The organism is Curtobacterium sp. GD1, assembly GCF_020882855.1.
Classification (GTDB): Bacteria; Actinomycetota; Actinomycetes; order Actinomycetales; family Microbacteriaceae; genus Curtobacterium.
Window position 1 is genome coordinate 73,523 of the sequence record NZ_JAFEVQ010000014.1, and the last position, 25,420, is coordinate 98,942.

The window sequence follows — 25,420 nt, forward strand, 5'->3', positions numbered from 1 at the left end:
TACCAACCACCGCGCGGGCACAGCACGGACTTGATATGTTGAACGGAGTTGGACCGGCCGTCGCGACGCAGCGAGCAGCCGCGCGCGACCGAGGGAGGGAGATCGCGTGAACGGGATCGATTGGATCCAGACCGTCATCTGGATCGGACTGGTGCTCCTGCTGGGCGTGGTCGAGATATTCACGCTCGACTTCATCTTCATCATGCTCGCGGCCGGTGCTGCCGGCGGGCTGGTCGCGGCACTGCTCGGCGCACCGTGGTGGCTGTCGGCCATCATCGCCGCGGGCGTCGCCCTGCTGTTGCTGTCGTTCGTCCGGCCGCGGCTCCTGACGGCACTCGGTCGCAACGCCGACCCGCACCGCACCAACGTCGAGGGACTCATCGGGCTGCCGGGCACGGTCGCCGTCGCCTTCACCGCGTCCGCCCCCGGCCAGGTCCGCCTGGCCAACGGCGAGACCTGGAGCGCCCGCATCTCCGCCGACGCCACAGACCGAACACCGCCGCTCGGGACCCCCGTGGTCGTCGAGTCCATCGAGGGGTCGACGGCTGTCGTCCGCCTCGGAGAAAGGGCCACCTCGTGACCATCTCAGCCGGGACGATCGCACTGCTCGTCCTCATCCTCGTCGTCGTCATCTTCGTGATCGTCGTCCTGTCCCGCGCGATCCGCATCGTGCCGCAGGCGACCGCGGGGATCGTCGAACGCCTCGGGAAGTACCACAAGACCCTCAACCCCGGGTTGAACCTTCTGGTGCCGTTCATCGACCGACTCCGGCCGCTGCTCGACATGCGCGAGCAGGTCGTGTCCTTCCCGCCGCAGCCCGTCATCACCGAGGACAACCTGGTGGTCTCGATCGACACGGTCGTCTACTTCCAGGTCACGGATGCCCGCGCCGCCACCTACGAGATCGCCAACTACCTCGGCGCGGTCGAGCAGCTCACGACCACCACGCTCCGCAACGTCGTCGGTGGCCTCAACCTCGAAGAGGCCCTGACCAGCCGCGACAACATCAACGGCCAACTCCGCGTCGTGCTCGACGAGGCGACCGGCAAGTGGGGCATCCGCGTCGGCCGCGTCGAGCTCAAGGCGATCGAGCCGCCCGTGTCGATCCAGGACGCCATGGAGCAGCAGCTGCGTGCCGAGCGCAGCCGTCGTGCCGCCATCCTGCAGGCCGAGGGGACGAAGCAGTCCCAGATCCTCGAGGCCGAGGGGCAGCGGCAGGCCGCCATCCTCGCGGCCGAGGGTGACGCGAAGGCCCAGGTCCTCCGCGCCGAGGGTGAAGCGCAGGCGATCGCCACGGTGTTCGACGCCATCCACACCGGCGACCCGGACGACAAGCTCCTGTCGTACCAGTACCTGCAGACCCTGCCGAAGATCGCCGAGGGCACCGCGAACAAGCTCTGGATGATCCCGAGCGAGTTCACCGAGGCACTGTCCGGCATCGCGAAGGGCTTCACCGCCGGGCGCACCGGCAGCGGACCGATCGCCGGCGGCGGCGCGGGCGGCGACTTCCTGTCGCGGATCTCCAAGCTCGCGAACGAGAGCCTGGCGAACAGCGCGGCCGCCGACGCCGCGGCCGGTTCGGTCCCCCGCCCGGATGCCACGGCGGCAGACATCGTCCCCGAGTCCGAGCTCGACCAGCGTCTCGCCGAGTCGAACAAGAGCGTCGACGCGCACCTCGCGGCGTCGGACGAGGCCGCGGCCGACGAGCTCCGCGACGCAGCGAAGGACGAGCACCACGGCAGCGCGACCGACGCGGGACCCGACGCCTCCGGGCACCGCACGAGCGACGGCTCCGGCCGCCGCTGACCGCGGGCCGACGGCCATCACGACGACGACGCCCGCCCCGGGAAACCGGGGCGGGCGTCGTTGTTGTGTGCGGGTCAGGCGCCGCGTCGTGCGCGCAGGAACTGCAGTCGCTCCTGCAGGAGCTCCTCGAGCTCTTCACGCGAGCGTCGCTCGAGCAGCATGTCCCAGTGGGTCCTGGGGGCCTTGACGTCCTCTTCGGCGACCTCGACGGGGATGCCGTCGTCACCGAGGAGTCGTCCTTCGCGACCGGAGCGGGGCTCCGACCACGTCTGGGGGACGTCTGCATCCGCCGAGAAGACGATGTCGAACGTCTCCCCCGACTCCGTCTGGTAGACCGCACGCTTGCGGTCCGAGAGCTCGACGCCCTCTTCGCTCTGGAGACTCTGACTCCCGAGCCGCATGCCGCGGAGACTCCGATCAGCCATGTGTGTGCTCCTCTCGCTCGTCTGCCCTCCACAACACTGTCCCACGCGCCTGCACTCCCGGACCGGCGCATTCACAGTCCTCTCCCAGTGCGGGGCCGCGGCCGGGGCGCTCAGGCGCGGCGAGCAGTCCCGCGGCGGCCCCAGGGCGCGCAGGCGAGCAGCGTGAGGAGCCCGCCGAGCGAGAGCAGGAGCACGATCGATCCGGACGCGAGGGTCGCCGGGGTGGTGGTCGTCCCGAGCGGCACGTCCGTGATCATCGAGGTCGCGGTGTACGCCGGCACCCGGTCGATCGTCCGTCCGGTCGGGTCGATGACCTGCGACGCCCCGACGGTGGAGATGTTCACGAGCGACCGACCGGTCTCGATCGCCCGCATCCGAGCGATCTCGAGCTGCTGCAGGTTCTCGTCGGTGCCGTCGAAGTCCGCGTTGTTCGTCTGCGCCAGGATGACCTGCGCTCCCCCGCGCGCCATGTCGGTGGCGAGTCCGTCGTCGACGATGTCGAAGCAGATCGCGATGCCCGCCCGGACGCCGGCGACCGACAGCACGTTCGGCTTCGTCCCCGGGGTGTAGTCGCGCTGCAGCAGCCCGATGAGCGACGGCGCGAGCTTGGAGAAGAACCAGCGGTCCGGGACGTACTCGCCGAAGGGCACCGGGCGCTTCTTGTCGTAGGACGACTGCCAGCCGTCCTTCGTCCACACGAACGAGGTGTTGTGCAGGACCCCCGAGGACGTCTGCGTGATGGCGCCGGCGACGATCGGCGCCCCGACGGAGTCGACGACCTGGTCGAGGGCCGACGCGATCACCGGCTGCTGGCGCGGATCGAACTCGGCGGAGCCCTCGGGCCAGACCACGAGGTCGACCCCCTTCGCCTCGACGTCGGTCGCCGCGACCTGCGCGCTCAGCACCGCGCCCGGCGCCGCCCGGTCGAAGTACCCGGCGGGGCCGTCGCCCTGCACCGACTCGATCCGGATCGTGCCGTCGGTGGCGGTCGGCCACGCGGGCACGGCGAGCACGGCGGCGACGAGCAGTCCCGCCGTCGCCACGCGGACGGGCACCCTGACGGCCCGGCCGGGACCGCGGGGCACGACCAGGGCGAGCGACACGACGACCGCGACGCAGTACACGACGACGAACGTCACCCCGAGCACGCCCACGTAGGCAGCCAGGTGCGTGAACGGGCCCTGCGACTGCGAGAGACCGACCCGCCCCCACGCGAAGCCGCCGTAGGGCCAGCTCCCCGAGAACCACTCGCGTCCGGTCCAGAGCGCGGCGACGACGGCCGGGAGGCCCCACACGCGTCCGGCGGTGGACGGCACGACACGCGCCACCCAGCGGTACGCGAGGGCGATCGCGACGCTGCCGAGGGCGAAGAACGCGGCTTCGAACAGCGCGAGCGCGAACCACGGGACCGGGCCGAGGTAGCGGCCGGCCCACGAGATCGCGGGGATCCAGAAGGCCGCGCCGGAGACGTACCCGAGCCAGGCCGCGCGCCGGGCACGCTGGCCCATCGCGGCGAGCAGCATGCACGCGAGTGCCGGGAAGGCGAGGAACCACCAGCCCGGCGACGGGAAGGCGAGTGCGAACAGCACGCCCCCGATGACGGCGAGCGGGAACGCCTGCGCGAGCGGCAGGGCGGCGAAGTCGGACCGGCGGCCCGCCGGCGGGCGCACGGCGGAACCGCGACCCCCCGCCGCGGACCCACGCCCAGCGGTCGCGTCCTGACCAGAGGCGACGGAGGCAGTGGAGGCGGCGCCCTGCGGGCGCACGTCGGACTCGGGAACCGGCACCGTGCCTCCTGTCAGACCGCCGCGTAGGCGACGATGCCGCGGCGCACCGCGTCCGTCGCCCGCCGTGCGGTCTGGGCGAGGTCGTCGTCGCCGGCGTTCCGGATCTGGTCGAGCAGGTCGATGACCTGCTTCGACCAGCGCACGAAGTCACCGGCCGGCAGGTCGAGCGTGCGCAGCACGTCGTCGAGCGCGGAACCGGACGCCCAGCGGAACATGCCGACCGCGGCGGCCGGGGTCGGCGGCTGCGACCCGGCGAGTCGGGCGTCGCGCTCGATGTCGTCGAGTCGGGACCAGATGGTCAGGGTCTCGTCGAGTGCCGGACGGAACGCCCCGCGGGGCAGGGCGTGCTCGGTGCCGGGCGCGTCTTCTCGGCGGGGCTGGTAGACGATCGTGGCGGCCATCGCGGCGAGCTGCGCCGGGGTGAGGTCCTTCCAGACGCCCGCCTCGAGGCACTCGGCGACGAGCAGGTCGCGCTCACCGTAGATCCGCTGCAGCCGACGCCCGCCGGCGGCGACCGTGGCCTCGCCGTTGCCGGTGTCGACCAGGTAGCCGAGCTGCAGGAGCACGTTCGTGACCCGGTCGAACGTGGTCGCGACCGCACCCGTGCGGGAACGGATCTGCTGCAGGAGCTTGTCGTTGGCGCGCTTGAGCTTGTACCAGCGCTCGGACCAGCGCGCGTGGGCCTCTCGATCAGGGCAGGCGTGGCAGGGGTGCCGCTGCATGCGCCGTCGGACGTCCGTGATGGCGGCCTGCCGTTCGGCCCGGGCGCCGTGCGAGGCCTCGCGCCCGCCGGGGACGTTCGTCCGCTCGAGGTCGGAGAGTTCACGGCGCAGGGCCGCGTACTCGGTGAAGTCGCCGAGGTGGCACTGCATCGCCTGCTGGTAGCCGTCGAGGGACTCCTGCTGCGACCGGACCTTCCGCGCGAGGTCGACGACCGAACGGTCGGCCTGGAACTGCGCGAACGACGTCTCGAGGACCTCGCGCGTGCGCTGCCGACCGAACTGGTCGATGAGGTTCACGGCCATGTTGTAGGTCGGCTTGAACGACGAGTTCAGCGGGTAGGTGCGGCGGCTCGCGAGCGACGCGACGCCCTGGGGATCGAGGCCGTCCGACCACTGGATGACCGAGTGCCCCTCGACGTCGATGCCACGACGCCCGGCGCGACCGGTGAGCTGCGTGTACTCCCCCGGCGTGATCGGGACGCGGGCCTCGCCGTTGAACTTCTCGAGCTTCTCGAGGACGACCGTGCGGGCCGGCATGTTCACGCCGAGCGCCAGGGTCTCCGTCGCGAACACGACCTTGAGGAGCTTGCGCTGGAAGAGGTCCTCCACCACCTCCTTGAAGGCCGGCAGGAGCCCCGCGTGGTGCGCCGCGACGCCGCGCTCGAGGCCCTCGAGCCACTCCCAGTAGCCGAGCACGGCGAGGTCCTCGTCGAGGAGGGTGCGGCAGTGGTACTCCGCCGTCTCGCGGATCTCGTTGCGTTCCTGCGCCGTCGTCAGCGACAGCCCCGACCGGAGGACGTTGCGGACCCCCTGGTCGCACCCGTTCCGGCTGAACACGAAGAAGATCGCGGGCAGGAGCATCCGCTCGTCGAGCATGTGGGCGATGCGCTCGCGGTGCAGCTTCTCGGTGCGCGGACCACGGCGGTCGTGGTAGCCCCCGCGCCCCCGGCCGCCGCGGTGTCCGCCGCCGTGCCGTTCGCTGCGCGAGGCACCGCCGACGAGCCGGAGCAGCTCCGGGTTGACGCGGTTCGTCGCCGCGGCACCGCTGGAGTCGAACAGGTCGACCATCTTCGAGCCGACGAGCACGTGCTGCTCGAGCGGCACGGGGCGGTCCTCGGAGACGATGACGTCGGTGTCGCCGCGGACGGTCTGCAGCCAGTCGCCGAACTCTTCCGCGTTGGAGACCGTGGCGCTGAGGGAGACGAGCCGGACCTCGGTCGGGAGGTGCAGGATCACCTCTTCCCAGACGGCACCTCGGAACCGGTCGGCGAGGTAGTGGACCTCGTCGAGGACGACCCACGCGAGGTCGTCGAGCAGGTCGGAGTCCGCGTAGATCATGTTCCGCAGGACCTCGGTCGTCATCACGACGACACGTGCCCGCGGGTTCACGTTCGTGTCGCCGGTCAGCAGTCCAACCTCGGACTCGCCGTAGACGTCGACGAGCTCGGCGTACTTCTGGTTGCTCAGTGCCTTCATCGGCGTCGTGTAGAACACCTTCGCCGTCGGCTGCCGCATCGCCAACCAGATCGCGAACTCGGCCACGATCGTCTTGCCGGCCCCGGTCGGCGCGGCCACGAGGACGCTGCGCCCCTGGTCGAGTGCGTCGCACGCGGCGAACTGGAACGGGTCGAGGTCGAACCGCAGGTCGGCGCGGAAGAGTTCGAGGTTGCGGGACCGGTTCCGGACCTTCGCCGCCCGGAACCGTTCGGCAGCGCTCGGCTCCGTCGTGCTCACAGGCCGTACTCTTCGTCGAGCTTCGCCTGGCGCTTCGCCATCCGGCGGTCGTGGAGCCAGGCCACCGCGCACGCGGCGACGTACAGCACGATCATCGGCACGGCGAGCAGGAACATCGAGATGACGTCGGCGCTGGGCGTCACGATGGCGCAGAAGACCAGGATGCAGAGGATCGCCACGCGCCAGGACTTGATGATCGAGGACGCGGACAGCACGCCGACGAAGTTCAGCAGCACGAGGAACACCGGCAGGACGAACGCGATGCCGACGGCGACGATGAGCTTGATGACGAAGTCGTAGTAGGCCTTGGCGTCGACGATGGAGGTGTCCTGGCTCGACACGAAGCTGCCGAGGATGCCGACCACGTGCGGCAGGATGTACCACCCGAACCAGCAGCCGGCGAAGAACAGCGGGATCGCGGTGCCGAGGAAGCCCCACACGTACTGCTTCTCACGCCGCACCAGCGCCGGGACGATGAACGCCCAGATCTGGTAGAGCCACACCGGGCTCGCGATGACGATGCCGATCGTGATGGCGATCTGCAGCTTCAGGTCGAACGCGCCCGTGATCATCGGGAAGTTCAGTTCGGCCGTGTGCCCGCCGACCTTGGCGAGCTGGGAGACCGGCGACCGGAGCGCGTCGAGCACGAACGGGGTGAGGAACCACCCACCGACCGCGGCGACGACGATCGCGATCACTGCGCGGAACAGGCGGTTACGCAGCTCGATGAGGTGCTGCCCGAGCGACATGCGGCCTTCGGCGTCCTTCGTCGGACGCCCGGTCCGCCTCGCTCGCCCGCGCGCGGTCGTCGAAGCCATGGGTCGATCCTACGGGGTCGGGACCGACAGTCGGCCGCGACGTGCGTTCGCACAGGAGGGTCACGGGCCTGGAGGCGCGGGGCGGGCCCGCACCGCGCCTCCCGTCCGTCGGTCGGCACGTCGGCGGCGGGGCCGACGCGCGTCCGGTCCGGCGGTTGCGCGCAGCTCAGTCGGCCGCGCTCGGTTCGAACCACGGAACTGACGTCGAACCACGTCGCGGTGCCGGTTCCACGTCGGTTTCGTGGTTCGACGTGCGCGACACGCAGCGCCGGTCCGTCGGTCGCGGGCGGCTCAGTCGGCGGCGAGGGCCGCCGCGGCGAAGTCGCGCACCGCGGCCCGTGCGGCCGGCGGGTCGAGCACGACCGCGCGACCGGGCAGCCCCGCGACGAGCCGCACCACACCGTCGAAGCCGTTCGACGCCGCCAGACGGATGCGCACCCGGCCGTCGGTGTCGGGCGCGTCGGCCGTGTCGGCGAGGAAGTCGGCCACGAGCGGCAGCGACGAGGAGTCGAGCTCGACGGTGACGATCACGTCCTCGGCCGCCTGCTGGAACAGCGTGTCCGGGATCACCACGTCGTCGATCGACTTCTCCGCCGGGCGGTCGTCGACCCGCACGCCGGACATCCGGTCGAGCCGGAACGTCCGGAGGGCCTGTCGGTCGAGGTCCCACGCCCGCAGGTACCAGTCGGTGTCGATCGACTCCACACGCAGCGCGTCGACGCGGCGGGTGCTCCCCTGCGTGCGCGGACCGGCGTACTCGAACGCGAGCCCACGGCCATCGGCCATCGCCTTGCGGATGACCGCGAGGGCGACGTCGTGCAGGTCCTGCCCGACGGCGACGTTCGCGGCCGCGCCACCGGCACCGCGGGACAGCTTCGCCATGAGCGCGCGGATCGCGTCGCGGTCGGCGGCCTCGGGCAGGGCGGACAGGTACTGCAGCCCGGCGATGAGCGCGGACGCCTCGCGCGCCGAGAGCCGCGGGGAGTCGTCGATCGCGACGAGGTTCGTCAGCACGATCATGTCGTTCTGGTCGAAGTCGTCCCAGGCGATGTCGAACAGGTCGCCGTGCTGGTACTGCATCGTCTCGCCGGGGACGCCGGACACCGCGATGAGCTCGACGGCACGGCGGATCCGGGTCTCGGGGACGCCGAAGTGCCGAGCGGCCTCGGCGACCGAGACGCGCTCGCGGTCGATCAGGTACGGCACGAGGGCGAGCAGGAACGCGAGCTTGTCCTGGGCCTGGAGTGGTTGCTGCTCAGCCACGGGGGCTCCCGTCCTGGTCGGCGGCGTGGTCGGCGGGTGCCGGTGCGTCGGCGTGGGCGGCGGGTGCCGGTGCGTCGGCGTGGGCGGCGGGTGCCGGTGCGTCGGCGTGGTCGGCGACGAGTGCCCGCAGGCGCTCGGTCACCCGGTCGCGCAGGTCGTCCGGCTCGAGCACGCGAACCTCGGGCCCGAAGGCGGCGAGCTCCTCGGCGAGGATCTGGGGGTCGACGTGGTGCAGGACGAGGACGCCGTCGTCATCGGTCTCGGTGTCCCGCCGGCGGGCGAGCCGACGTTCGGCGTCCGACCCCGGTGCGACCCGGATCCGGGCGGTGCGTGCCGCCCAGATGCGCTCGAGCTCCGCCAGTGCGCGTTCGCCCGCGCCGGCCGGGGCCGGGTGCTGCCCGACCTCGTACTGGGCGACGGGCCCGACGATCCGGGAGAGCAGGTAGTTCTTCTCGCTGTCCGTCGCGAACTCGTGCGCGGCGAGCATCCAGCGGCCGCCGTGCTGGACGAGTGCGACCGGGGCCACCTGACGCCGACGCGGCTCGTGCTGCCCCGGCGTGATGTAGTCGAAGCGGACCGCGGCGGACCGGTCGAGCGCCGAGCGCAGCGGCTCGAAGGCGACGTCACGGGCGCGGAGCCGCGGGGCGTACGCGTCGACGCCGAGGGCCCCGGCGCCGTCGTCCTCGGATCCGGCGGACCGCACCTTGAGCAGGCCGCGACGGGAGTCGGCGGAGAGCGCGCCCTCGCGCCAGGCCATCGCGGCGAGGGACAGGAGCGCGGACTCGTCCGGCGTGAAGCGGACGTCGACGGGCAGGTCGTACTCGCCCTTCGGGATCCGGTAGCGGAGCGTCTGGTTGTTGCCGGCGGCACCCGGGGTCTCGATGGTCTCGAGCGGGATGCCCAGCTCGCGGACGTCGTCCTTGTCGCGCTCGAACTGGCGCTCCAGCGAGGCGTTGTCGCCGCCCGTCGTGAACCGCTGCCGGTAGCCCTGCACGTTGGCCAGGATCTCGGACTTCGTCAGCCCGGACTCCGTCGAGAGCAGCGCGAGCACCAGGCTGAACAGCCGTTCCTCGGCAGGCACACGGGGCACACGGGTCGCTGGCACGAGCCGATCCTACGGCAGCGCGGGTGCACCGGAGTGCACCCGCGCCGCGGTCCGTGGACGGTCCGGGAGGGTCAGGCGGAGATCTTCCCGAGGACGTCGATCACGTACGCGTACGCCGCGCCCTGCTGGTGCACGATCGTGAGCACCTGGTCGCCGACACGGTGCCCGACGATGGCGTTCCGGACGCCTTCCTGCACCTGGCCCTTGGTGAGCGGCACGGTCTGCGCGCCTGAGCCGTCGGTCCAGCTGGAGCCAGCCACCGAGGCGTCGGTGCCGTCAGCGGGCCACGACACGGCGGTGTACTTGATGACGGCGGTGTCCTTGTCGGTGAGCTCGGCGCCGTGTCCCTTGCGGAGCAGGTGCGTCTCGTCCGACTTCGGCGCGGACCACGAGGGGATCGTGATGCCGGGCGCACCCGACGGCGCGAGGACGACGGCGGGCATCCCGTCCCCGGCGAGCTGCGGCGTGCCGGTCGCGCGGGCGTCGAAGGCCTTCTTGACGTCGATGACGGCGATGACGGCGTCCTCGGTCTTGGTCGACGAGGTCCCCGTGTCGCCGGTGGTCGAGGAGCTCAGGGCGCTCTTCGGCAGCGCGACGGCGAGGCGGTCACCGACGTGCGCGCACTCGAGGGAGGCGCCGAGCGCCCCGTAGTTGTCGGCACCCGCGGTGATCGGGGCGGTCTGGCCGGAGTACCCGCTCGCCTGTGCGACCTCGCCGGTCGCACCGTCGACGAGGGTGTACTCGATCACGACGGGCGTGCCGTCCTCGATCTCGCGACCCTCGCCCTGGCGGAGGACCGAGACCTGGGTGCCCTTCGTGGTGAGGCCGCTCGGGATGTTGACCTTCGGCTCCTTGCCGAACGCACCCGTGGCGGTGACCGCCTCGGACGCGGCACCGGGAGCGGCGCAGCTCGACGGCGTGGAACCGGCCCCGCTCGCCGCGCACCCGGTGAGTGCTGCGGCGAGGCCGATGGTGACCAGGAGTGCGGGGATGGTGCGCACGGACCCTCTTTCCGTTCGATGCAGGACGGGCACGTCGCGTAGCCTACCGGTCGTCCTCAGCAGCGCCGTCCGCGTCGGACGCGGCGGGTCCGGCCTCGGCTGCGGCGACCTTGCGGGCCTGCGCTGCCGCCTGTCGCGCGACCTTGCGGAGCTTCTTGTCGCTGGCCGACCGCTCGCCGACGGCGCCGGGCGTCCAGGCCTCGACGTCCTCGTCGGAGAACTCCGCCTTGCCTGCGCGACGCTTCAGGTTCGGCAGCACGACACCGTCGGCCAGCCGGCGTGCCGTGACGAGGAACCCGGTGTGCCCGACCATGCGGTGGTCCGGGCGGACGGCGAGGCCCTCGACGTGCCAGGTGCGGACGAGGGTCTCGCTGGACTGCGGGTCCGTGAAGCGCCCGGTGTCGCGGAGCGCCTCGGCCGTGCGGGACAGCTGCGTGACGGTCGCGACGTAGCAGACGATGAGACCACCGGGGACGAGGGCGTCCGCTGCGGCGTCGACGCACTCCCACGGCGCGAGCATGTCGAGGACGACCCGGTCGACGCTCTGCGGTTCGGCGGCGCCGGGCAGCTCCTCGACGAGGTCGCCGACCGTGACCGACCAGTTGTCCGGGACGGCGCCGAGGAAGGTGCCGACGTTGCCACGGGCGATCGCGGCGAACTCCTCGCGGCGCTCGAACGACTGCAGCTGTCCGGTCGGTCCGATCGCCCGCAGGAGGAACAGCGAGAGCGCGCCGGAACCGACACCGGCCTCGACCACGCGGGCGCCCGGGAAGACGTCGGCGAAGGCCACGATCTGGGCGGCGTCCTTCGGGTACACGATGGCGGCACCGCGGGGCATCGACATCACGTAGTCGTTGAGGAGCGGACGCAGCGCGAGGTACTCGTCGCCGGTGCTCGCCCGGATCACCGACCCGTCCGGCTGCCCGATGACGTCGTCGTGCCGGAGGACGCCGCGGTGCGTGTGGTACTCCCCCGCGACCTCGAGCGACAGGGTCGTCAGCTTGCCCTTCGGACCGGTCAGCTGCACGCGGTCACCGGCGCGGAAGGGTCCGCGCGGCGGGGTGTGCGGTGCGCCGCCCGCGGTGTGCGGCAGCGACTCGGTGGGGTTCGGGAGCGCGTCGGTCATCGTGCGACCTCCTGGGTGCGGGCGGCGAGGGCCGGGCCGGTCAGCTCGACGAGCCGGTCGACGTCGACGTCCGCGAGGGTGGTGAGGTGGACGTCGCCGCCCGTGATGTCCGACAGCGGGACGATGTGCTCGACGGCCACCGTGACCGCGCCGGAGGCCACGGCCGAGGCGACGCCGGTCGCCGAGTCCTCGATCGCGACGCACGCGGTCGGGTCGACGCCGAGCTGTGCGGCGGCGGACAGGTAGGCGTCGGGGAAGGGCTTCGGCCGCTCGACGTCGTCACCCGCGACGACGACCCGGAACCCGCGGGCACCGAGCGCATCGGCGGCGACGAGCGCCATCTTCCGACGGGACATCGTGACGAGGGCGGTCGGGATGCCGCGGTCGTGCAGGCCCTCGATGAGCTCGCGGGCACCGGGACGCCACGGCAGTTCACCGTCGCGCAGGCGCACCATCACGTACTCGGTCATCCACTGGATGATCTCCTCGACCTCCATGTCGACGCCCTTGTCGCGGAGGATCTCCCCCGAGCGCTCGAGGCCGCTGCCCACCAGGGCGAGACCGTCCTCGTGGGTCCAGACGACGCCGTAGCGGTCGGTGAGTTCGACCTGGGACTGCTGCCAGATCGGCTCGGTGTCGATGATCGTGCCGTCCATGTCCCACAGCACGGCTGCGGGCGGGACGAGGGCGGAGGGTTGCGCGGTCACGGGCGACGAGTCTACCGGGGCGGTCCGCCCGCGTTCCGCTCACCGCGGACGCGTGGACGCACTCCGGTCGAGCGGCCCTATCCTTGTTGCTGCGAATGTCCGGTCGCGCGCGACCTGCGAGCCGCCCGCGCCCCGCTCCACCACCAGGAGGTCCCGTCCGTGCCACAGCACTCCCCCTTCAGCGACGGTCGACTGCTCGTCGTCGCCTTCGAGGGCTGGAACGACGCCGGAGAAGCGGCGAGCGGTCTCGCCAGGCGCATCGTCGAGTCGCTCGAGCTCGACGAGCTGCGCGAACTCGACGGTGAGCGGTACGTCGACTACCAGTTCAACCGCCCGAACGTCGGCACGGACGAGAACGGCGGCCGGGGCATCCAGTGGCCGCGGATCGTCCTGCACGGTCCCGGTGCCGAGGGCCGACCCGTGATCGGAGCCACCGGCTCCCCGTCCGAACGCGACGTCTACGTGCTCGTCGGCCCGGAGCCCTCGCGGACCTGGCGCGGCTTCTGCGCGGAGATCATCGACCTCGCGGACGTCTACTCGATCGACGCCGTCGTCTTCGTCGGCGCGATGCTCGCCGACGTCCCGCACACCCGACCCATCTCGGTGTTCGTGTCGAGCGAGAACGCCGGCGTCCGTGCCGCGTTCGACGTCGACCGCTCCTCGTACGAGGGCCCGACCGGGATCCTCGGGGTGCTCGCCGACGCGATGGACAGCGCCGGCCTCACCACGCTGTCGCTCTGGGCCTCGGTGCCGCACTACGTGCACAACTCGCCGTCCCCCAAGGCGACGCTCTCGCTGCTCGACAAGATCGAGGAGCTCACCGACGTCACGGTCCCGCGGGGATCGCTGCTCGACGACGCCACCGAGTGGGAGGAGGGCATCGACGCCCTCGCCGCCGACGACGAGGACATGGCGTCCTACATCGGCCAGCTCGAGCAGGCGCGGGACACGGTCGACTCCCCCGAGGCGTCGGGCGACGCCATCGCGCAGGAGTTCGAGCAGTACCTCCGCCGGCGCGAGCGCAAGGACGGCAAGGACGGCGGGACCGCCGGGGGCGAGGGGTTCCGCCCGCCGCCACCGTCGCAGTAGACGCGACCGCACGGACGGACGCGTCCCGTCCGCGCGAGCGGGCACTTTCGGTCACGCTCGGCGCCTGGAGTCGGGCGACTCCGCCCTCTCGGCGAACGTGAGCGGCATGTCCTGCCCGCTCGACGAACGGGCGCGGCCGGTCGCGTCAGCCGAGGCGGATGCCGAGCAGGGCGTCGACCAGGTCGACGAGGTCCGGCGTGACCGCCGTCCCGCCCGCGATCGCCGTGTCGACCGCGGCGACGGCGCCCGGCGTGTCGAGGTCGTCCGCGACGCGGGCGCGGACCCGCGCGATGACCTCGGCCGCGTCGTCGGCGTGTCCCGCGTCGCCCCCGGAGGCCCAGGCGTCCCACGTTGCCAGGCGCGTCGTGGCGCTGGTGAGCTCGGTGTCGAACCACTCCCAGTCGTCGGAGTACTTGTGCGACAGCAGCGCGAGGCGGATCGCACGCGGGTCGGCGCCGTCGTCGAGCAGCCCACGGACCGTGACGAGGTTGCCGAGCGACTTCGAGATCTTCTCGCCCTGGTAGGCGATCATCCCGGTGTGCACGAACGCCTGCGCGAGCGGCTGGTGCGCGAGCGCTGCGGCGTGCCCGGCGCTCATCTCGTGGTGCGGGAAGACGAGGTCGCTGCCGCCGCCCTGGACGCTGATCGGCAGGCCGAGGCGGTCGCCGGCGATGACGCTGCACTCGATGTGCCACCCGGGGCGCCCGGGGCCGACGGCGGAGTCCCAGCTCGGCTCGCCCGCTCGTGCGGCGCGCCAGAGCAGCGGGTCGAGCGGGTCGCGCTTGCCCGCACGGTCGGGGTCGCCGCCACGCTCGGCCGACAGCGCGAGCATGGTCTCGCGGTCGAGGCCGCTCTCGTCCCCGAGCGACCAGGCCTCGGTCGGGCGGTTCACGTCGAAGTAGAGGTCGTCGCCCGCGGACTCCGGCGTCGGCACCGCGTAGGCGTAGCCGGTCTCCTGCAGGAACGCCACGGCCTCGGCGATGCGTTCGACCTCGTCCGTCACCGCCACGAAGTCGTCCGGCGGCAGGACCCGCAGCGCCTCCATGTCGCGCCGGAACAGGTCGATCTGCGAGGCCGCGAGGTCGCGCCAGTCGACGCCGTCCCGCGCCGCCCGTTCGAGGAGAGGGTCGTCGACGTCCGTGGTGTTCTGCGCGTACTCGACCTCGAACCCGGCGTCCCGCCAGACACGACCGAGCGTGTCGAACGAGAGGTAGGTCGCGGCGTGGCCGAGGTGGGTGGCGTCGTACGGGGTGATGCCGCACACGTAGAGCGCCGCACGTTCCTCGCCACCGGTCGGGTCGACGGGCTTGCCGGTCGCCGTGTCGTGCACGACCGGGCGGGGCGCGGTGCCCGGGACATCGGGGACGGACGGGACCTGCCAGGCCCTCACGGCTGGATCACTCCGAGCGACAACAACACGATGAGAACGATACCGAGTGCGATGCGGTAGACGACGAACGGCATGAAGCTGCGCTTGCTGATGTAGTTCATGAACGCCGCGATCACGACGAAGCCGACGACGAAGGCGACCACCGTGGCGATGAGCGTGTCGACCACGCCGAACGGTGCGCCGGTGTCACCGAGGCTCGTGGCGGCCTCGTACAGGCCGGAGAGGAACACGGCGGGCACGGCGAGCAGGAACGCGAACCGGGCGGCCGCCGGGCGGGTGTAGCCGAGCGCGAGCCCCATCGACACGGTCGCGCCGGAACGCGAGACGCCGGGGACGAGGGCGAGCATCTGGGCGAGGCCGATCAGGATCCCGCCGCCGAACGTCATGTGCTCGATGCGCCGGACCTTCTTGCCGACGACGTCGAGCACGCCGAGCACGATGCCGAACACGATGAGGACGATCGCGACGATCCACAGCGACCGGAACGTCGTCTCGATCGAGTCCTTGAGCAGCAGGCCGGCGATGCCGATCGGGATGGTCCCGAGGATCACGAGCCACCCGAGACGGGCGTCCGGGTCGTTCCGGGGCACGGTGTTCCCCGACAGCGACCGGAACCACCGGCCGACGATCCGGGTGATGTCGCGCCAGAAGTAGATCAGCACGGCGGTCTCGGTGCCGAGTTGCGTCACCGCGGTGAACGCCGCGCCCGGGTCCTGCGCGTCCGGCAGGAACAGCCCGACGATGCGGAGGTGGGCGCTGGACGACACCGGGAGGAACTCGGTGAGCCCCTGGACGAAGCCGAGGAAGATCGCCTCGAGGATGTGCACGGCTCGGGCCTTTCGGGGAGAGTCGGTTCAGGACACCGCCGGACCGGCGACCATGCACAATATCAGTACGTGGCGAGGAGGTCTCCGAGGACCCGCCGCCCGAACGCCAGCGAGTCGAGCGGCACCCGTTCGTCCACGCCGTGGAACATCGCCGGGAAGTCCACACCCGCCGGCAGCTGCAGCGGCACGAACCCGTAGCCCGCGATCCCCAGCGTCGACAGGGCCTTGTTGTCCGTCCCGCCCGAGAGCAGGTACGGCAGCACCGGAGCGCCCGGGTCGTGGCGGCCGAGGACGTCGCGCACGGCGTCGACCAGGGGGCCGCCGAAGTCCTGCTCGAGCCCGATGTCGCGGAAGGACATCACGACCTCGACGTCGTCGCCCGCGAGCTCCCGGACACGCGCCAGCACCGTCTCCTCGTCGCCGGGGAGGCACCGGATGTCCACCAGTGCCTCGGCGTGGTCGGGGATGACGTTGTGCTTGTACCCGGCGGTGAGCACCGTCGGGTTCGTCGTCGTGTGCAGGGCCGCGTGGATGAACCGCGACGCCGACCCCGTGGCCAGCGCCACCTCGTCCGGGCCGGTCACCGTCGGGTCCACCCCGAGGAACCGTGCGACCTCGGCCACCATCGCGTCGGTCGTCGCCGACAGCCGCACCGGCCACTCCTCGCTGCCGATCCGGGCGACCGCCGCGGCGAGCTTCGTCACCGCGTTGTCGTGGATGACGTGCGACCCGTGCGCCGCGGTGCCGGTCGCGACGAGCTTGATCCACATCAGGGCCTTCTCGCCCGTCTGCAGCAGGTACGCACGACGGTCGCCGAGGGTGATCGAGTAGCCGCCGACCTCGCTGATCGCCGCGCTCGCACCCCGGAACACCTCGGGGTGGTTCTCGACGACGTGGTGCGAGCCGAGGACTCCCCCGGCCTCCTCGTCGGCGAAGTACGCGATCACGAGGTCGCGCTCCGGCGCTCCCTGCTGCTCGATGACGTCCGACAGCGACGTGAGCATCATCGCGTCCATGTTCTTCATGTCGACCGCGCCGCGACCCCAGAGCATGCCGTCCCGGACCTCGCCGCCGAACGGGTCGACCGACCAGTTCGCCGGGTCCGCCGGCACCACGTCGAGGTGACCGTGCACGACCAGCGCGGACTTGTCGCGGTTGCGTCCGGGCACCCGCGCCACGACGCTCACCCGGTCGGGTTCGGACTCGAACAGCTGCGGCTCGAGCCCGAGCGCACGGAGCTTCGCCTCGACGTAGTGCGCCGCCTCGGTCTCGCCGCGGGACTTCCCCTCGCCCCAGTTCGTCGTGTCGATGCGGATGAGGTCACGGGCGATCGCCGCGGTGGCCTCGAGGTCGGTCAGGGTGGCCTCCGGGTTCGTCATGGCCCAACGCTACCGGTCCGCGCCGACGGCCCCGGCGTCGGACGTCACAGCAGGACGCGCCCGGGATGCGCCGCTGTGTTCATCGGGCGTTCAGACCCGTGCTAGTGTCTTCTCTCGGCAGGAACGCCGGGGAAACAGCCCGGAACGACGGCCGACAAGTGAAGAAACACCTGTCCGGGTGGCGGAAATGGTAGACGCGCTAGCTTGAGGTGCTAGTGCCCGTATTAGGGCGTGGGGGTTCAAGTCCCCCCTCGGACACAGGAAATGGGATGCCCCCTGGCCTTTCGGCCCGGGGGCATTTCCTGTTGTGTCTTCCCGGCGAGTGCCGCCGTCGCTTCGCTCGGGGCGTCACCGCCTCAGCCGCGCCAGTTCGCTGCGCTCACGGCGGGTGCGGGGTGCGTCCGGCAGGTGGGTGGGTGCCGGTTCGCTGGGGTCGCGGCGGGCGCGTGACGAAACGGGGCGGGCGGACTCTCACCTTCGGCACCGCAACCCGATGACCCGAGTCGACGGCCACGTTCCCGCTCGGTGCCGCGGGCCTGGCTGCCGCAGGAACCCGAGAGCCCGAATGCACCACCACCCTGTCCGATCCCGCGACCGACGCGGAACCGTCCTCCTCGCGGCCGGGATCGCCGCCGTGGCCGCCATCGCCGCCGGCATCAGCGCCGCGGTCCCCGCGTCCGCCGCCGCCGAGTACACCACGAACGCGACGATCGACGGTCTCCGCTTCACGTCCCAGACCGTCACGTCCGGCAGCGCCGCCGAACTCTCCGGCACGTGGTCCCTGCCGGACTCCCCCACCACCCCGGCCGGCTTCGTGGTGGACCTGCCGCCCGAGCTCCAGGGCCGCTCCGACGGGTTCCCCCTGCTCGCACCGGACGGCTCCGCGATGGGACGGTGCACCGTGTCCTCGACCCAGCTCGACTGCGCCGTCGACAGTGCCTACGTCGCCGCCCACCCGAACGACCTGCACGGATCGTTCTCGTTCTGGGTCACCGTCGAGACCACCACCGAGTCCGCCACACCGACGACCTACCAGGTCGGTGGCACCGCCGTGACGACCACGGTCGAACCCGCACAGCCCGGCACCGGACCCGGGACGTGCACCGTCGATTGCACCTTCACCGGCCGGACGAGCGGCAAGTGGGGCAGCTACGACGCCGCCGCGGGTGTGGTCGAGTGGACCGTGGCGATCGGTTCCGGCGCCGGCGGCATGCGGGACGGCCAGCGCGTCACGGTCACCGACACCCCCGGGCCCGACCAGGAGCTCCTCACCAGCTTCCGCGGGTACCCCTTCGCCACGCTCTGGCAGACGAACCGGACGACCACCTGGGACGACGGGCGAGAGGGACTCACCGGATGGGCGCCGGCGCCGCGAGAGGACTACGCCAGCCCGGCCGGGAGCGTCACGTTCACCGCGCGCCAGGGGTACTTCTACGACGTCCACTTCGCCACCCGGGTCACGGACGGCGGCTTGGCGGGCACCTACACGAACACCGCCACGATCAGCATCGACGGCGACGACGACTCCTCGGTCAGCGGCACGGTCGTGCACCAGGGTGGCGGTGCCTCGGGGTCCGGGACGGCACCGACGAGCACGCCGACGCCGACGGCTCCGGCGACGGTCGAGCCCACCCCGACGCCGACCCCGACCGCTCCGGCGGCGGTCGAGCCGACCCCGACCGCCGAGCCGACCGTCCGGCCGACCGCGACGCCGGGTGCGTCGACCGCAGACGAGGAGACCGAGTCGCCGGTGCCCACGGCGATCGGCGCGGCGGTCGACACCGGAGGGACGACGTCCGACAGCACGGCCCCCTGGTGGTCCGTCGCGCTCCTCGGCAGCGGCGGCCTGACCCTGTTGCTCGTCCTCAGCGTGTTGGCCGCCCGTACGCGCGCACGAACGCGCGCACGAACGCGACCGTGACCCGTCGCCGCGGCACCCGTGCCGCGGCCCCCGACCGCTCCGCTCGACGACCCTGCGTCGGGCGGAGTCCAGCCGGGTCCGTCGCCCGAACGACGACCCGGCGCGCGGGCCGGTGGGCAGCACCCGAAGCGCCCACCGGTCCGCACATCCAGCGCGAGACCTGCCCCGACCACGACCGACCCCTCGAGGAGACACCGTGCACGTCCGATCCGGTCGACGACCGTCCTCACTCCCGCTCGTCCTCGCCGCCGTGAGCGCGGTCACGATGCTCGGCCTCGGGGTCGGCGGGGTGGTCACCGCGACGAACTCGAAGGCACCCGGCACCGCGCGCGACATGCACGGCGACCCCGTCCGGCTCGAGGCACCCGTCGCGAGCGCTCCCGGAGCCCGAGCGACGTCCAGTGGGTCCGGACGCCTCAGCGTTCCGTCCGTGCACCTCGACGTCCCGCTCGGTGCACTCGACGCCGTGCGCGGCAGGATCACGCCGCCGGGGTTCCGGTCGGCGTACCTGGTCCGCGACGTCGGGGTCACCCCCGAGCACGCCGCGTCCGGCACCGTGGTCGTGGTGATGCACTCCCTGCGGGGCGGCGGCACCGCCCCGGGGAACTTCCTGACGGACGTCGATCGGGGTCGGAGTCGGGTCGCGACCGGTGCCGCGGTGACGGTCGCGGGCGTGGCGTACACGGTGACCGGCTCGACCCTGGTGGACAAGGACCGCATCGCCGACGACGCCGACGTGTGGGGCGACGTCCCCGACCGGTTGCTCCTCATCACCTGCCTCGAACACCCGGACGGCTCACCGTCGACGCAGAACCTCGTGATCACCGCCACGCGGGCGTGACACCGTCCTCGTCGGTCGGATCCACCGGGGTCGCGTGATGAAACGTCCGACCCGGACTCCTCGCATCCGAGAGCGGTGTGTTCAGATGGACTGCACCGCCCAGCCGGTGAACCCAGGACGAGGAGACGAACGACGTGCGCGGTGCCCCTGAGCCAGGCAGTGACGCTGCACTGATCCGGTCGACGCGTGACGGCGACCGGTCGGCGGTGGCAGCGCTGTGGAGCCGGCACCACCGCGCCGCCGTCCGGCACGCGATCGGACTCGTGGGCTCCTCGGACGCCGAGGACGTCGCATCCGAGGCCTTCACGAACGTCATCGGTGCGATCGAACGCGGGGCCGGCCCGGACGAACTCTTCCGCCCGTACCTGTACACGGTCATCCGCAACGTCGCCAACACCGAGTTCCGCCGACGCGCCCGCCACACGGACGCCGACGTCGACTTCGACGCCTTCGAGGACTCCGGCGCCGACGCGGCGACGGAGATGGCCCGCGCCGCCGACCGCACGGCCCTGGGGCGAGCGTTCAGCACCCTGCCGGAACGGTGGCAGAGCGTGCTCTGGTACACCGAGGTCGAGGGACTCCGACCTCGACACGTCGCCCCGTTGGTCGACCTCCAGCCCGGCGCCGTCTCGTCCCTGGCGTTCCGAGCGCGGCGGGCGCTCCGCGCGGCCTGGGTCCAGGAACACCTCGCGACGGACGGCCTGCCCGACGAGTGCCGTCGGCGACTGGCCGCGTTCGGCGCCTACGAAGCGGGCACGCTCACCGCGCGCGACCGTCGTCAGCTCGAGGCGCACATACGCGACTGCGTGCACTGCCCGCCGGTGCTCGAGGACACGCGCCGACTCGCCGGACGGATCGCGGCGGCACTCCTCCCGCCGGTGGTCGGTCTGGGCATCGGCCACGCGGTGCTGCACACGGACGCCCCCGCCGCGGCGGCCGTGTCCCCCGCTCGCTCGGCCCCGGCGACGGGTGCCGCTCGCCGGGCGCCCCTGCCGGTCACCGGGCTGGTCGGCGTGGTCGCAGCGCTCGTCGTCGTCACGACCGTCGTCGCGGTCGCCGGGACGTGGTCGGACGGCCACCCGACCGGCACGTCCACCGCCGGCGCTCGCGCACCAGGTCCCGCGGGCGTCCCGGCGCCGTCCGGTGAGCACCCCGCACCGGCCGACCCAACCGCCCCGGCCAACGTCGCCGAACCGAGTCCCCTGCCGTCGCCCGGTCGCGACGACTCCGGCGCACGGACGACGGTCCCGACCGCTCCGACCCCCGTCGTCGACACGGTCCTCGGGGACTCCTCCGCCGGGGCGTCCTCGACACCCGACGTCCGCACCGACGAACCGAGCGCGAACCCCACGTCACCGGGGACCGGCGGATCCTCGACCACCGGGGGCGTCGACCCGCAGCTGCCGCGCTCCGCTCCCCCGGTCCCGGCCGAGGACACGATGCTCATCGCCAGCCGGACCGTCGAGCTCACCGGGACGGCGACGCCCGGCAGCCGCGTCGAGGTCCGCTCCGGCATCCTGACCGCCACGACCACCGCCGGGTCCGACGGCAGGTGGCGGACCACGCTGCGGTTTTCCGGGGACGGGGTCGAACGCGTCAGCATCACCGCGACGACGCCGGACCACGCCACCTCGGTCCCCGTGGTCGTCACGGTCACCGTGGACACCACCGCTCCGGCGGCGCCGACGATCGCGACGACCTGGACGCCCACCGACACCACCCCGCCGGTGTTCTCCGGCACCGCCGAGGCCGGCAGCACGATCGACGTCACCGTCCTGCGCGGCACGAGCAGCACGAGCGGCACGAGCGGCACAAGCGGCACGAGCAGCACGAGCGGCACAGGCGCCACGAACACCACGAGCGGCACAGGCACCACGAGCGGCACGGCCACCGCGTCGACCACCACCGGTGCCGACGGTCACTGGCGCGTCGCGGTGGACGGCCTCACCCCGACCGCCTCCGGGATCCGCGCCACCGCACGGGACGCCGCCGGGAACACCTCCGCGGCGACGAGCAGCGCCCCCTTCGCGTTCGTCCCGACCATCACCGACCCCGCCGACGGGAGCACCGCGACGAGCGGCCCGCTGCCGGTCACGATCACCGGCTGGGCGGACACCGACGTCGAGGTCGCCGTCGACGGCGCGCTCGTCGGCACGGTGTCGACCGGAGCCGAGGGCCGGTTCAGCGGACACATCCGGCGCGGGGACACCGGGCTGGCGCCGGGTCGGCACACCATCACGGTGCGCTACCGCGACGATGCGGGCGCGTCCCCCGAGTCCGCCACGGTGACGATCACCGTGGCGGACTGAGCCGCTCCCGCAACCAGCGCTGGGCACCCGCCGCGTCCTCGAAGCGCCCCTCGTCCTGCGCCTCGGCCGCGGCGTCCAGGACCTCCCGGAACCGCGGCCCCGGCGCGAGCCCCGCCGCGACGAGGTCCCGCCCGGTCACGAGGCGCACCCGGGGTCCCGCGGCCTCGTCCGCACGCATGACCGCGAGCCACGCCCACGCCGGTGACGGCCCGGACGCCGCACCCCGTCCCTGCGAGTCCGCCTCGCACACCCGGGCCCAGCACTCGGCGGTCGCCATCGACCCACCCAGGCGACGGAGCAGTCGGCGCGCTGCCGGCACCGACGGCGCCGCACCGTCGGTCGAGTGCACCACCATGTGCTCCCGCACGATCGTGGCGATGCGCTCGGTGAGGGTGCGCGGCGCGCCGATCCGCCGCAGCAGGTCCCGCGCCGCCCGCGCGCCCGAGACCTCGTGCCCGAGGCTGCGGACCCGGACCGTGCCGTCGTCGTCCCGCTCCCGCTGCGTCCCGTCGCCGGCCTTGCCGAGGTCGTGCAGGAGCGCGCCGAGCACCACGACGGTGCGGTCCCCACCGGTGACGCCGTCGGCCGTGCAGGCAGCGGCAGCAGCGTCCGCCGCGAGCCCCAGGTGCACGTGCACGGGCCCCTCGGGGTGCCACCGCGGGTCCTGCGGCACGTCGCGCACCGCGGCGAGCTCCGGGAGGTGCCGCTCCCACCCGGTGTCGTGCAGCACCCGGAGCGCCCGCGACTGGTGGTCGCCCCGCGCCGCCTTCCGGATCTCCGGCCAGACCCGCTCCGCGGCCACGGACGGGAACGCGTCCACCAGCGACCGGGCGACGTCCACCGTCGAGGGGTCGAGCACGAGGTCGAAGCGCGCCACCAGCTGCACGGCGCGGAGCACCCGCAGCGGATCGTCCCCGAACCGGTCCGAGGTGTGTCGGAGCACACCCCGGGCGGCGTCGTCGATCCCACCGACCGCGTCGACGTACTCGTTCGTCGCCGGGTCCCACGCGACCGCGTTGACCGTGAAGTCGCGACGGACGGCGGCCGCGGCGAGCCCGTCGTCGTCGGCGTTCCCCGGCACGACCGCGACGTCGACGTGCACGCCCTCGACCACGACCTTGAGGACCTCGAAGCGCGCGCCCGTGGTGACGACGACGGCTCCCGCCGCGCGCAGCGCGTCGACGACCGAGGCGGTGTCCGTGCCGTGCACCTCGACGTCGACGTCGTGGTCGTCGGCGACGGGGACCGCGCGCCCGGACGCACGGAACAGCGCGTCGCGGACCACCCCTCCGACGAGGAACGGTCGGCCGACACCGGCGAGCACGTCCAGGACCACGGCGACGCTGGTGCCCACGCCCAGCGCTCGGGCCGGGTCGTCCGGTCCGGGGCAGCGGTGCACCCCGGTGGGGCGGCGAACGGCTCGGCAGCGGGGGCAGGAGATGGTGGTGGTCACGTGCGGTGTCTTCCAGGACCTCCGTGCGGCGGCACCGAGGGAGTCAGTCTGCCGCACCACGCGCGTCGGCGCGACCAGACGACGGACGGGAGGCGCGGTGCCAGCCGGCACCGCGCCTCCCGTCCGTCAGGAACGCGCGTCTAGGACTTCGACGCCTCGACGAACGTGCGGCGCGGGTCGGTCTCCTTGATGAGGGACGTCGCGTCGCGACCCGACACGGCCCCGGTGACCCACCCGATCACGATGCGCACCTTGCGGTTCAGCGTCGGCATCGCGTACACGTGGTAGGCGCGGTGCGCGAGCCACGCGAGGAGGTTCGTCATCTTGATGCCCTTGATGTTCGCCGCGCCCTTCGCGACACCGTACGACGCGACGGTGCCGATGGACGGGTGGCGGTACTCCTCGAGCGGCTTGCCCGTGATCGTCGCGACCACGTTGTCCGCGGCCACGACGGCCTGGCGGACGGCGTTCTGCGCGTTCGGCGGGTAGTACGCCGGCTGCTTCTCGGCCGTCAGGTCGGGCACCTGCGCGACGTCGCCGAGGCCCCAGACGCCGGGGACGACCTCGTGGGTGTCCTCGCTCTCGACCTGCAGCTTCGCGTTCGCGGCGAGGTGACCCTTCGGGCCGCGCGGCAGGTCGGACGCGTCGAGGAGCGGGTTCGGCTTCACGCCGGCCGTCCAGACGAGCAGGCCGGTGGCGAACTCGTCGCCGTCGGAGAGCTTCACGACGCCGCCCTCGCAGCTCGGCATGGTCGTCTTCAGGCGGACGTCGATGCCGCGGGCACGCAGCGACTCGAGGGTCCACTTGGACAGCTCCGGACCGACCTCGGGCGCGACGCGGTCGAGCGCGTCGATGAGGACCCAGCGGGGGTGCTCGCCGGCGAGCGACGGGTAGGTCTTGATGGCGGCCTGCGAGACGTCGAACAGTTCGCCGATCGCCTCGACGCCCGTGTACCCGCCGCCGACGAAGATGCTCGTGAGCAGCTTGCGGCGCTCGTCCTCGTCGCGGGTGGCAGCGGCCTTGGCGATGTTGTCGAGGAGCTTCGCGCGGACGTAGGCGGCCTCTTCGACGCTCTTGAAGCCGACGCCGTACTCCTCGAGCCCGGGCGTCGGGAACGTGCGCGTGACGGAGCCGAGCGCGACGACGAGCTGGTCGTAGCCGAGCGTGCGGTCGTCGCCGCCGGCCGTGGCGATCGAGACGGTCTTGTCGGCCGAGGAGATCCCGGTGACCTTGCCCTGGATGACCCGGGTCTTGCGGAGCGCACGGCGCAGCTCGAAGGTCACGTCCTTCGGGGCGATGTGGCCACCGGCGACCTCGGGCAGGAACGGCAGGTACGTGTAGTACGTGTTCTGGTCCACCAGCGTGATGCGCATCGGCACGGTCGCTGCGTGCTTCTGGAGCTGCTTGACGGTGGTGTAGCCAGCGGAGCCGCCGCCGAGGACGAGGACGTGAGGGATGGAGTCTGCCATTCCCCCGGTCTACCCGACTTCGGCTTGCGATGTCATGAGGTCCGCGGCCTGTCGCGGAGCCGCCACCACGCGGTCTCGGCGAGTTCGACGCCCGTGTACACCCCGTGGGGCGTCCGGCGGGACTCGGTGAGCGAGAACCGACGGAGCCGGTAGCCCCCGCCGAAGCGGTCGATGATCGCCTCGGGCGAGGACTCCGCGTCGCGCTTGACGTACCAGGTGCGGTCGTCGACGGCCTCGATCACGCGGTG

At 72.5% G+C, this 25,420-nt stretch carries 21 protein-coding genes and 1 tRNA gene; 7 read left to right on the forward strand and 15 right to left on the reverse strand.

Going from position 1 to position 25,420, the window contains the following annotated elements; all coding sequences use genetic code 11:
• Positions 1 to 106 precede the first annotated feature (106 nt).
• Positions 107 to 580: an NfeD family protein gene (locus tag JSX79_RS09755; protein ID WP_229085964.1), complete on the forward strand. Its 474-nt coding sequence runs from the start codon at positions 107 to 109 to the stop codon at positions 578 to 580.
• The gene (locus JSX79_RS09760; RefSeq protein ID WP_070419006.1) at positions 577 to 1,806 is read left to right on the forward strand and encodes an SPFH domain-containing protein; all 1,230 of its coding nucleotides are present in this window, start codon (positions 577 to 579) and stop codon (positions 1,804 to 1,806) included. Before JSX79_RS09755 ends, JSX79_RS09760 begins: the two co-directional genes overlap by 4 nt.
• A gap of 74 nt (positions 1,807 to 1,880) precedes the next feature.
• On the opposite strand, the gene JSX79_RS09765 is transcribed toward JSX79_RS09760, so the two are convergent.
• The 9 genes from JSX79_RS09765 to JSX79_RS09805 all read right to left on the reverse strand — a co-directional run bounded on the left by JSX79_RS09765 (position 1,881) and on the right by JSX79_RS09805 (position 12,494).
• Complete coding sequence (locus JSX79_RS09765; RefSeq protein ID WP_070419007.1) at positions 1,881 to 2,231, reverse strand: RNA polymerase-binding protein RbpA; 351 nt, start codon at positions 2,229 to 2,231, stop codon at positions 1,881 to 1,883.
• Between the two features lie 110 nt (positions 2,232 to 2,341).
• Positions 2,342 to 3,901, reverse strand: coding sequence for an apolipoprotein N-acyltransferase (lnt, locus tag JSX79_RS09770; RefSeq protein WP_229085965.1), 1,560 nt, complete (start codon positions 3,899 to 3,901; stop codon positions 2,342 to 2,344).
• A gap of 128 nt (positions 3,902 to 4,029) precedes the next feature.
• Positions 4,030 to 6,474, reverse strand: coding sequence for an RNA helicase (locus tag JSX79_RS09775; protein WP_071294706.1), 2,445 nt, complete (start codon positions 6,472 to 6,474; stop codon positions 4,030 to 4,032).
• A complete protein-coding gene (tatC, locus tag JSX79_RS09780) occupies positions 6,471 to 7,223 on the reverse strand; it encodes a twin-arginine translocase subunit TatC (protein ID WP_229085996.1) in 753 nt (250 codons plus the stop codon). Before tatC ends, JSX79_RS09775 begins: the two co-directional genes overlap by 4 nt.
• Positions 7,224 to 7,583: 360 nt before the next feature.
• Entirely contained in the window at positions 7,584 to 8,555 is a 972-nt protein-coding gene (locus JSX79_RS18665) for a YafY family protein (RefSeq protein ID WP_071301561.1), read from the reverse strand.
• Positions 8,548 to 9,660: a YafY family protein gene (locus tag JSX79_RS09790; protein ID WP_229085967.1), complete on the reverse strand. Its 1,113-nt coding sequence runs from the start codon at positions 9,658 to 9,660 to the stop codon at positions 8,548 to 8,550. Before JSX79_RS09790 ends, JSX79_RS18665 begins: the two co-directional genes overlap by 8 nt.
• A 71-nt stretch (positions 9,661 to 9,731) precedes the next feature.
• On the reverse strand, positions 9,732 to 10,661 hold the full coding sequence (locus JSX79_RS09795; protein WP_229085969.1) for a hypothetical protein: 930 nt from the start codon (positions 10,659 to 10,661) through the stop codon (positions 9,732 to 9,734).
• 43 nt (positions 10,662 to 10,704) lie between these two features.
• Positions 10,705 to 11,787, reverse strand: a complete 1,083-nt coding sequence (locus JSX79_RS09800) for a tRNA (adenine-N1)-methyltransferase (RefSeq protein WP_229085971.1) — start codon at positions 11,785 to 11,787, stop codon at positions 10,705 to 10,707.
• On the reverse strand, positions 11,784 to 12,494 hold the full coding sequence (locus JSX79_RS09805; RefSeq protein WP_229085973.1) for an HAD family phosphatase: 711 nt from the start codon (positions 12,492 to 12,494) through the stop codon (positions 11,784 to 11,786). The genes JSX79_RS09800 and JSX79_RS09805 overlap by 4 nt, the downstream gene beginning before the upstream one ends.
• Before the next feature lie 159 nt (positions 12,495 to 12,653).
• Between JSX79_RS09805 and JSX79_RS09810 the strand changes: the two genes are divergently transcribed.
• Positions 12,654 to 13,583, forward strand: coding sequence for a proteasome assembly chaperone family protein (locus JSX79_RS09810; protein ID WP_070419012.1), 930 nt, complete (start codon positions 12,654 to 12,656; stop codon positions 13,581 to 13,583).
• A 145-nt stretch (positions 13,584 to 13,728) separates the two neighbouring features.
• Here the strand turns inward: JSX79_RS09810 and mshC are convergent, their stop codons facing one another.
• From mshC to JSX79_RS09825, 3 genes are all read right to left on the reverse strand, one after another.
• Positions 13,729 to 14,973: a cysteine--1-D-myo-inosityl 2-amino-2-deoxy-alpha-D-glucopyranoside ligase gene (gene mshC / locus JSX79_RS09815; RefSeq protein ID WP_229085975.1), complete on the reverse strand. Its 1,245-nt coding sequence runs from the start codon at positions 14,971 to 14,973 to the stop codon at positions 13,729 to 13,731.
• A complete protein-coding gene (locus JSX79_RS09820; protein WP_071296530.1) occupies positions 14,970 to 15,800 on the reverse strand; it encodes an undecaprenyl-diphosphate phosphatase in 831 nt (276 codons plus the stop codon). The genes mshC and JSX79_RS09820 overlap by 4 nt, the downstream gene beginning before the upstream one ends.
• A 62-nt stretch (positions 15,801 to 15,862) precedes the next feature.
• Positions 15,863 to 17,179 (reverse strand): M20/M25/M40 family metallo-hydrolase, encoded by a 1,317-nt coding sequence (locus JSX79_RS09825; protein ID WP_092387087.1) that lies wholly within the window; start codon positions 17,177 to 17,179, stop codon positions 15,863 to 15,865.
• A gap of 172 nt (positions 17,180 to 17,351) precedes the next feature.
• Between JSX79_RS09825 and JSX79_RS09830 the strand changes: the two genes are divergently transcribed.
• From JSX79_RS09830 to JSX79_RS18505, 4 genes are all read left to right on the forward strand, one after another.
• A tRNA-Leu gene (locus JSX79_RS09830) sits at positions 17,352 to 17,437 on the forward strand.
• 376 nt (positions 17,438 to 17,813) lie between these two features.
• On the forward strand, positions 17,814 to 19,100 hold the full coding sequence (locus JSX79_RS09835; protein WP_229086000.1) for a collagen binding domain-containing protein: 1,287 nt from the start codon (positions 17,814 to 17,816) through the stop codon (positions 19,098 to 19,100).
• 196 nt (positions 19,101 to 19,296) lie between these two features.
• Positions 19,297 to 19,941, forward strand: coding sequence for a class F sortase (locus JSX79_RS09840; RefSeq protein WP_229085977.1), 645 nt, complete (start codon positions 19,297 to 19,299; stop codon positions 19,939 to 19,941).
• Between the two features lie 206 nt (positions 19,942 to 20,147).
• Positions 20,148 to 22,250 carry a sigma-70 family RNA polymerase sigma factor gene (locus tag JSX79_RS18505; protein WP_308061372.1) on the forward strand — a complete coding sequence of 701 codons (2,103 nt, stop codon included), beginning with the start codon at positions 20,148 to 20,150 and terminating at the stop codon, positions 22,248 to 22,250.
• Here JSX79_RS18505 and JSX79_RS09850 read toward each other — a convergent pair.
• From JSX79_RS09850 to JSX79_RS09860, 3 genes are all read right to left on the reverse strand, one after another.
• A complete protein-coding gene (locus JSX79_RS09850) occupies positions 22,234 to 23,703 on the reverse strand; it encodes an HD domain-containing protein (RefSeq protein WP_229085979.1) in 1,470 nt (489 codons plus the stop codon). The two genes, JSX79_RS18505 and JSX79_RS09850, sit on opposite strands and share 17 nt — an antisense overlap.
• Before the next feature lie 140 nt (positions 23,704 to 23,843).
• Positions 23,844 to 25,172 carry an NAD(P)/FAD-dependent oxidoreductase gene (locus tag JSX79_RS09855; protein WP_071296325.1) on the reverse strand — a complete coding sequence of 443 codons (1,329 nt, stop codon included), beginning with the start codon at positions 25,170 to 25,172 and terminating at the stop codon, positions 23,844 to 23,846.
• A gap of 32 nt (positions 25,173 to 25,204) precedes the next feature.
• The gene (locus JSX79_RS09860) at positions 25,205 to 25,414 is read right to left on the reverse strand and encodes a hypothetical protein (RefSeq protein ID WP_070419019.1); all 210 of its coding nucleotides are present in this window, start codon (positions 25,412 to 25,414) and stop codon (positions 25,205 to 25,207) included.
• Positions 25,415 to 25,420 lie beyond the last annotated feature (6 nt).

What these genes read in the sequence shown, in the direction of transcription:
- JSX79_RS09765 (WP_070419007.1), bottom strand. Translation starts at nt 2,231, where the DNA reads ATGGCTGATCGGAGTCTCCGCGGCATGCGGCTCGGGAGTCAGAGTCTC.
- tatC (WP_229085996.1), bottom strand. Translation starts at nt 7,223, where the DNA reads ATGTCGCTCGGGCAGCACCTCATCGAGCTGCGTAACCGCCTGTTCCGC.
- JSX79_RS09800 (WP_229085971.1), bottom strand. Translation starts at nt 11,787, where the DNA reads ATGACCGACGCGCTCCCGAACCCCACCGAGTCGCTGCCGCACACCGCG.
- JSX79_RS09825 (WP_092387087.1), bottom strand. Translation starts at nt 17,179, where the DNA reads ATGACGAACCCGGAGGCCACCCTGACCGACCTCGAGGCCACCGCGGCG.
- JSX79_RS09855 (WP_071296325.1), bottom strand. Translation starts at nt 25,172, where the DNA reads ATGGCAGACTCCATCCCTCACGTCCTCGTCCTCGGCGGCGGCTCCGCT.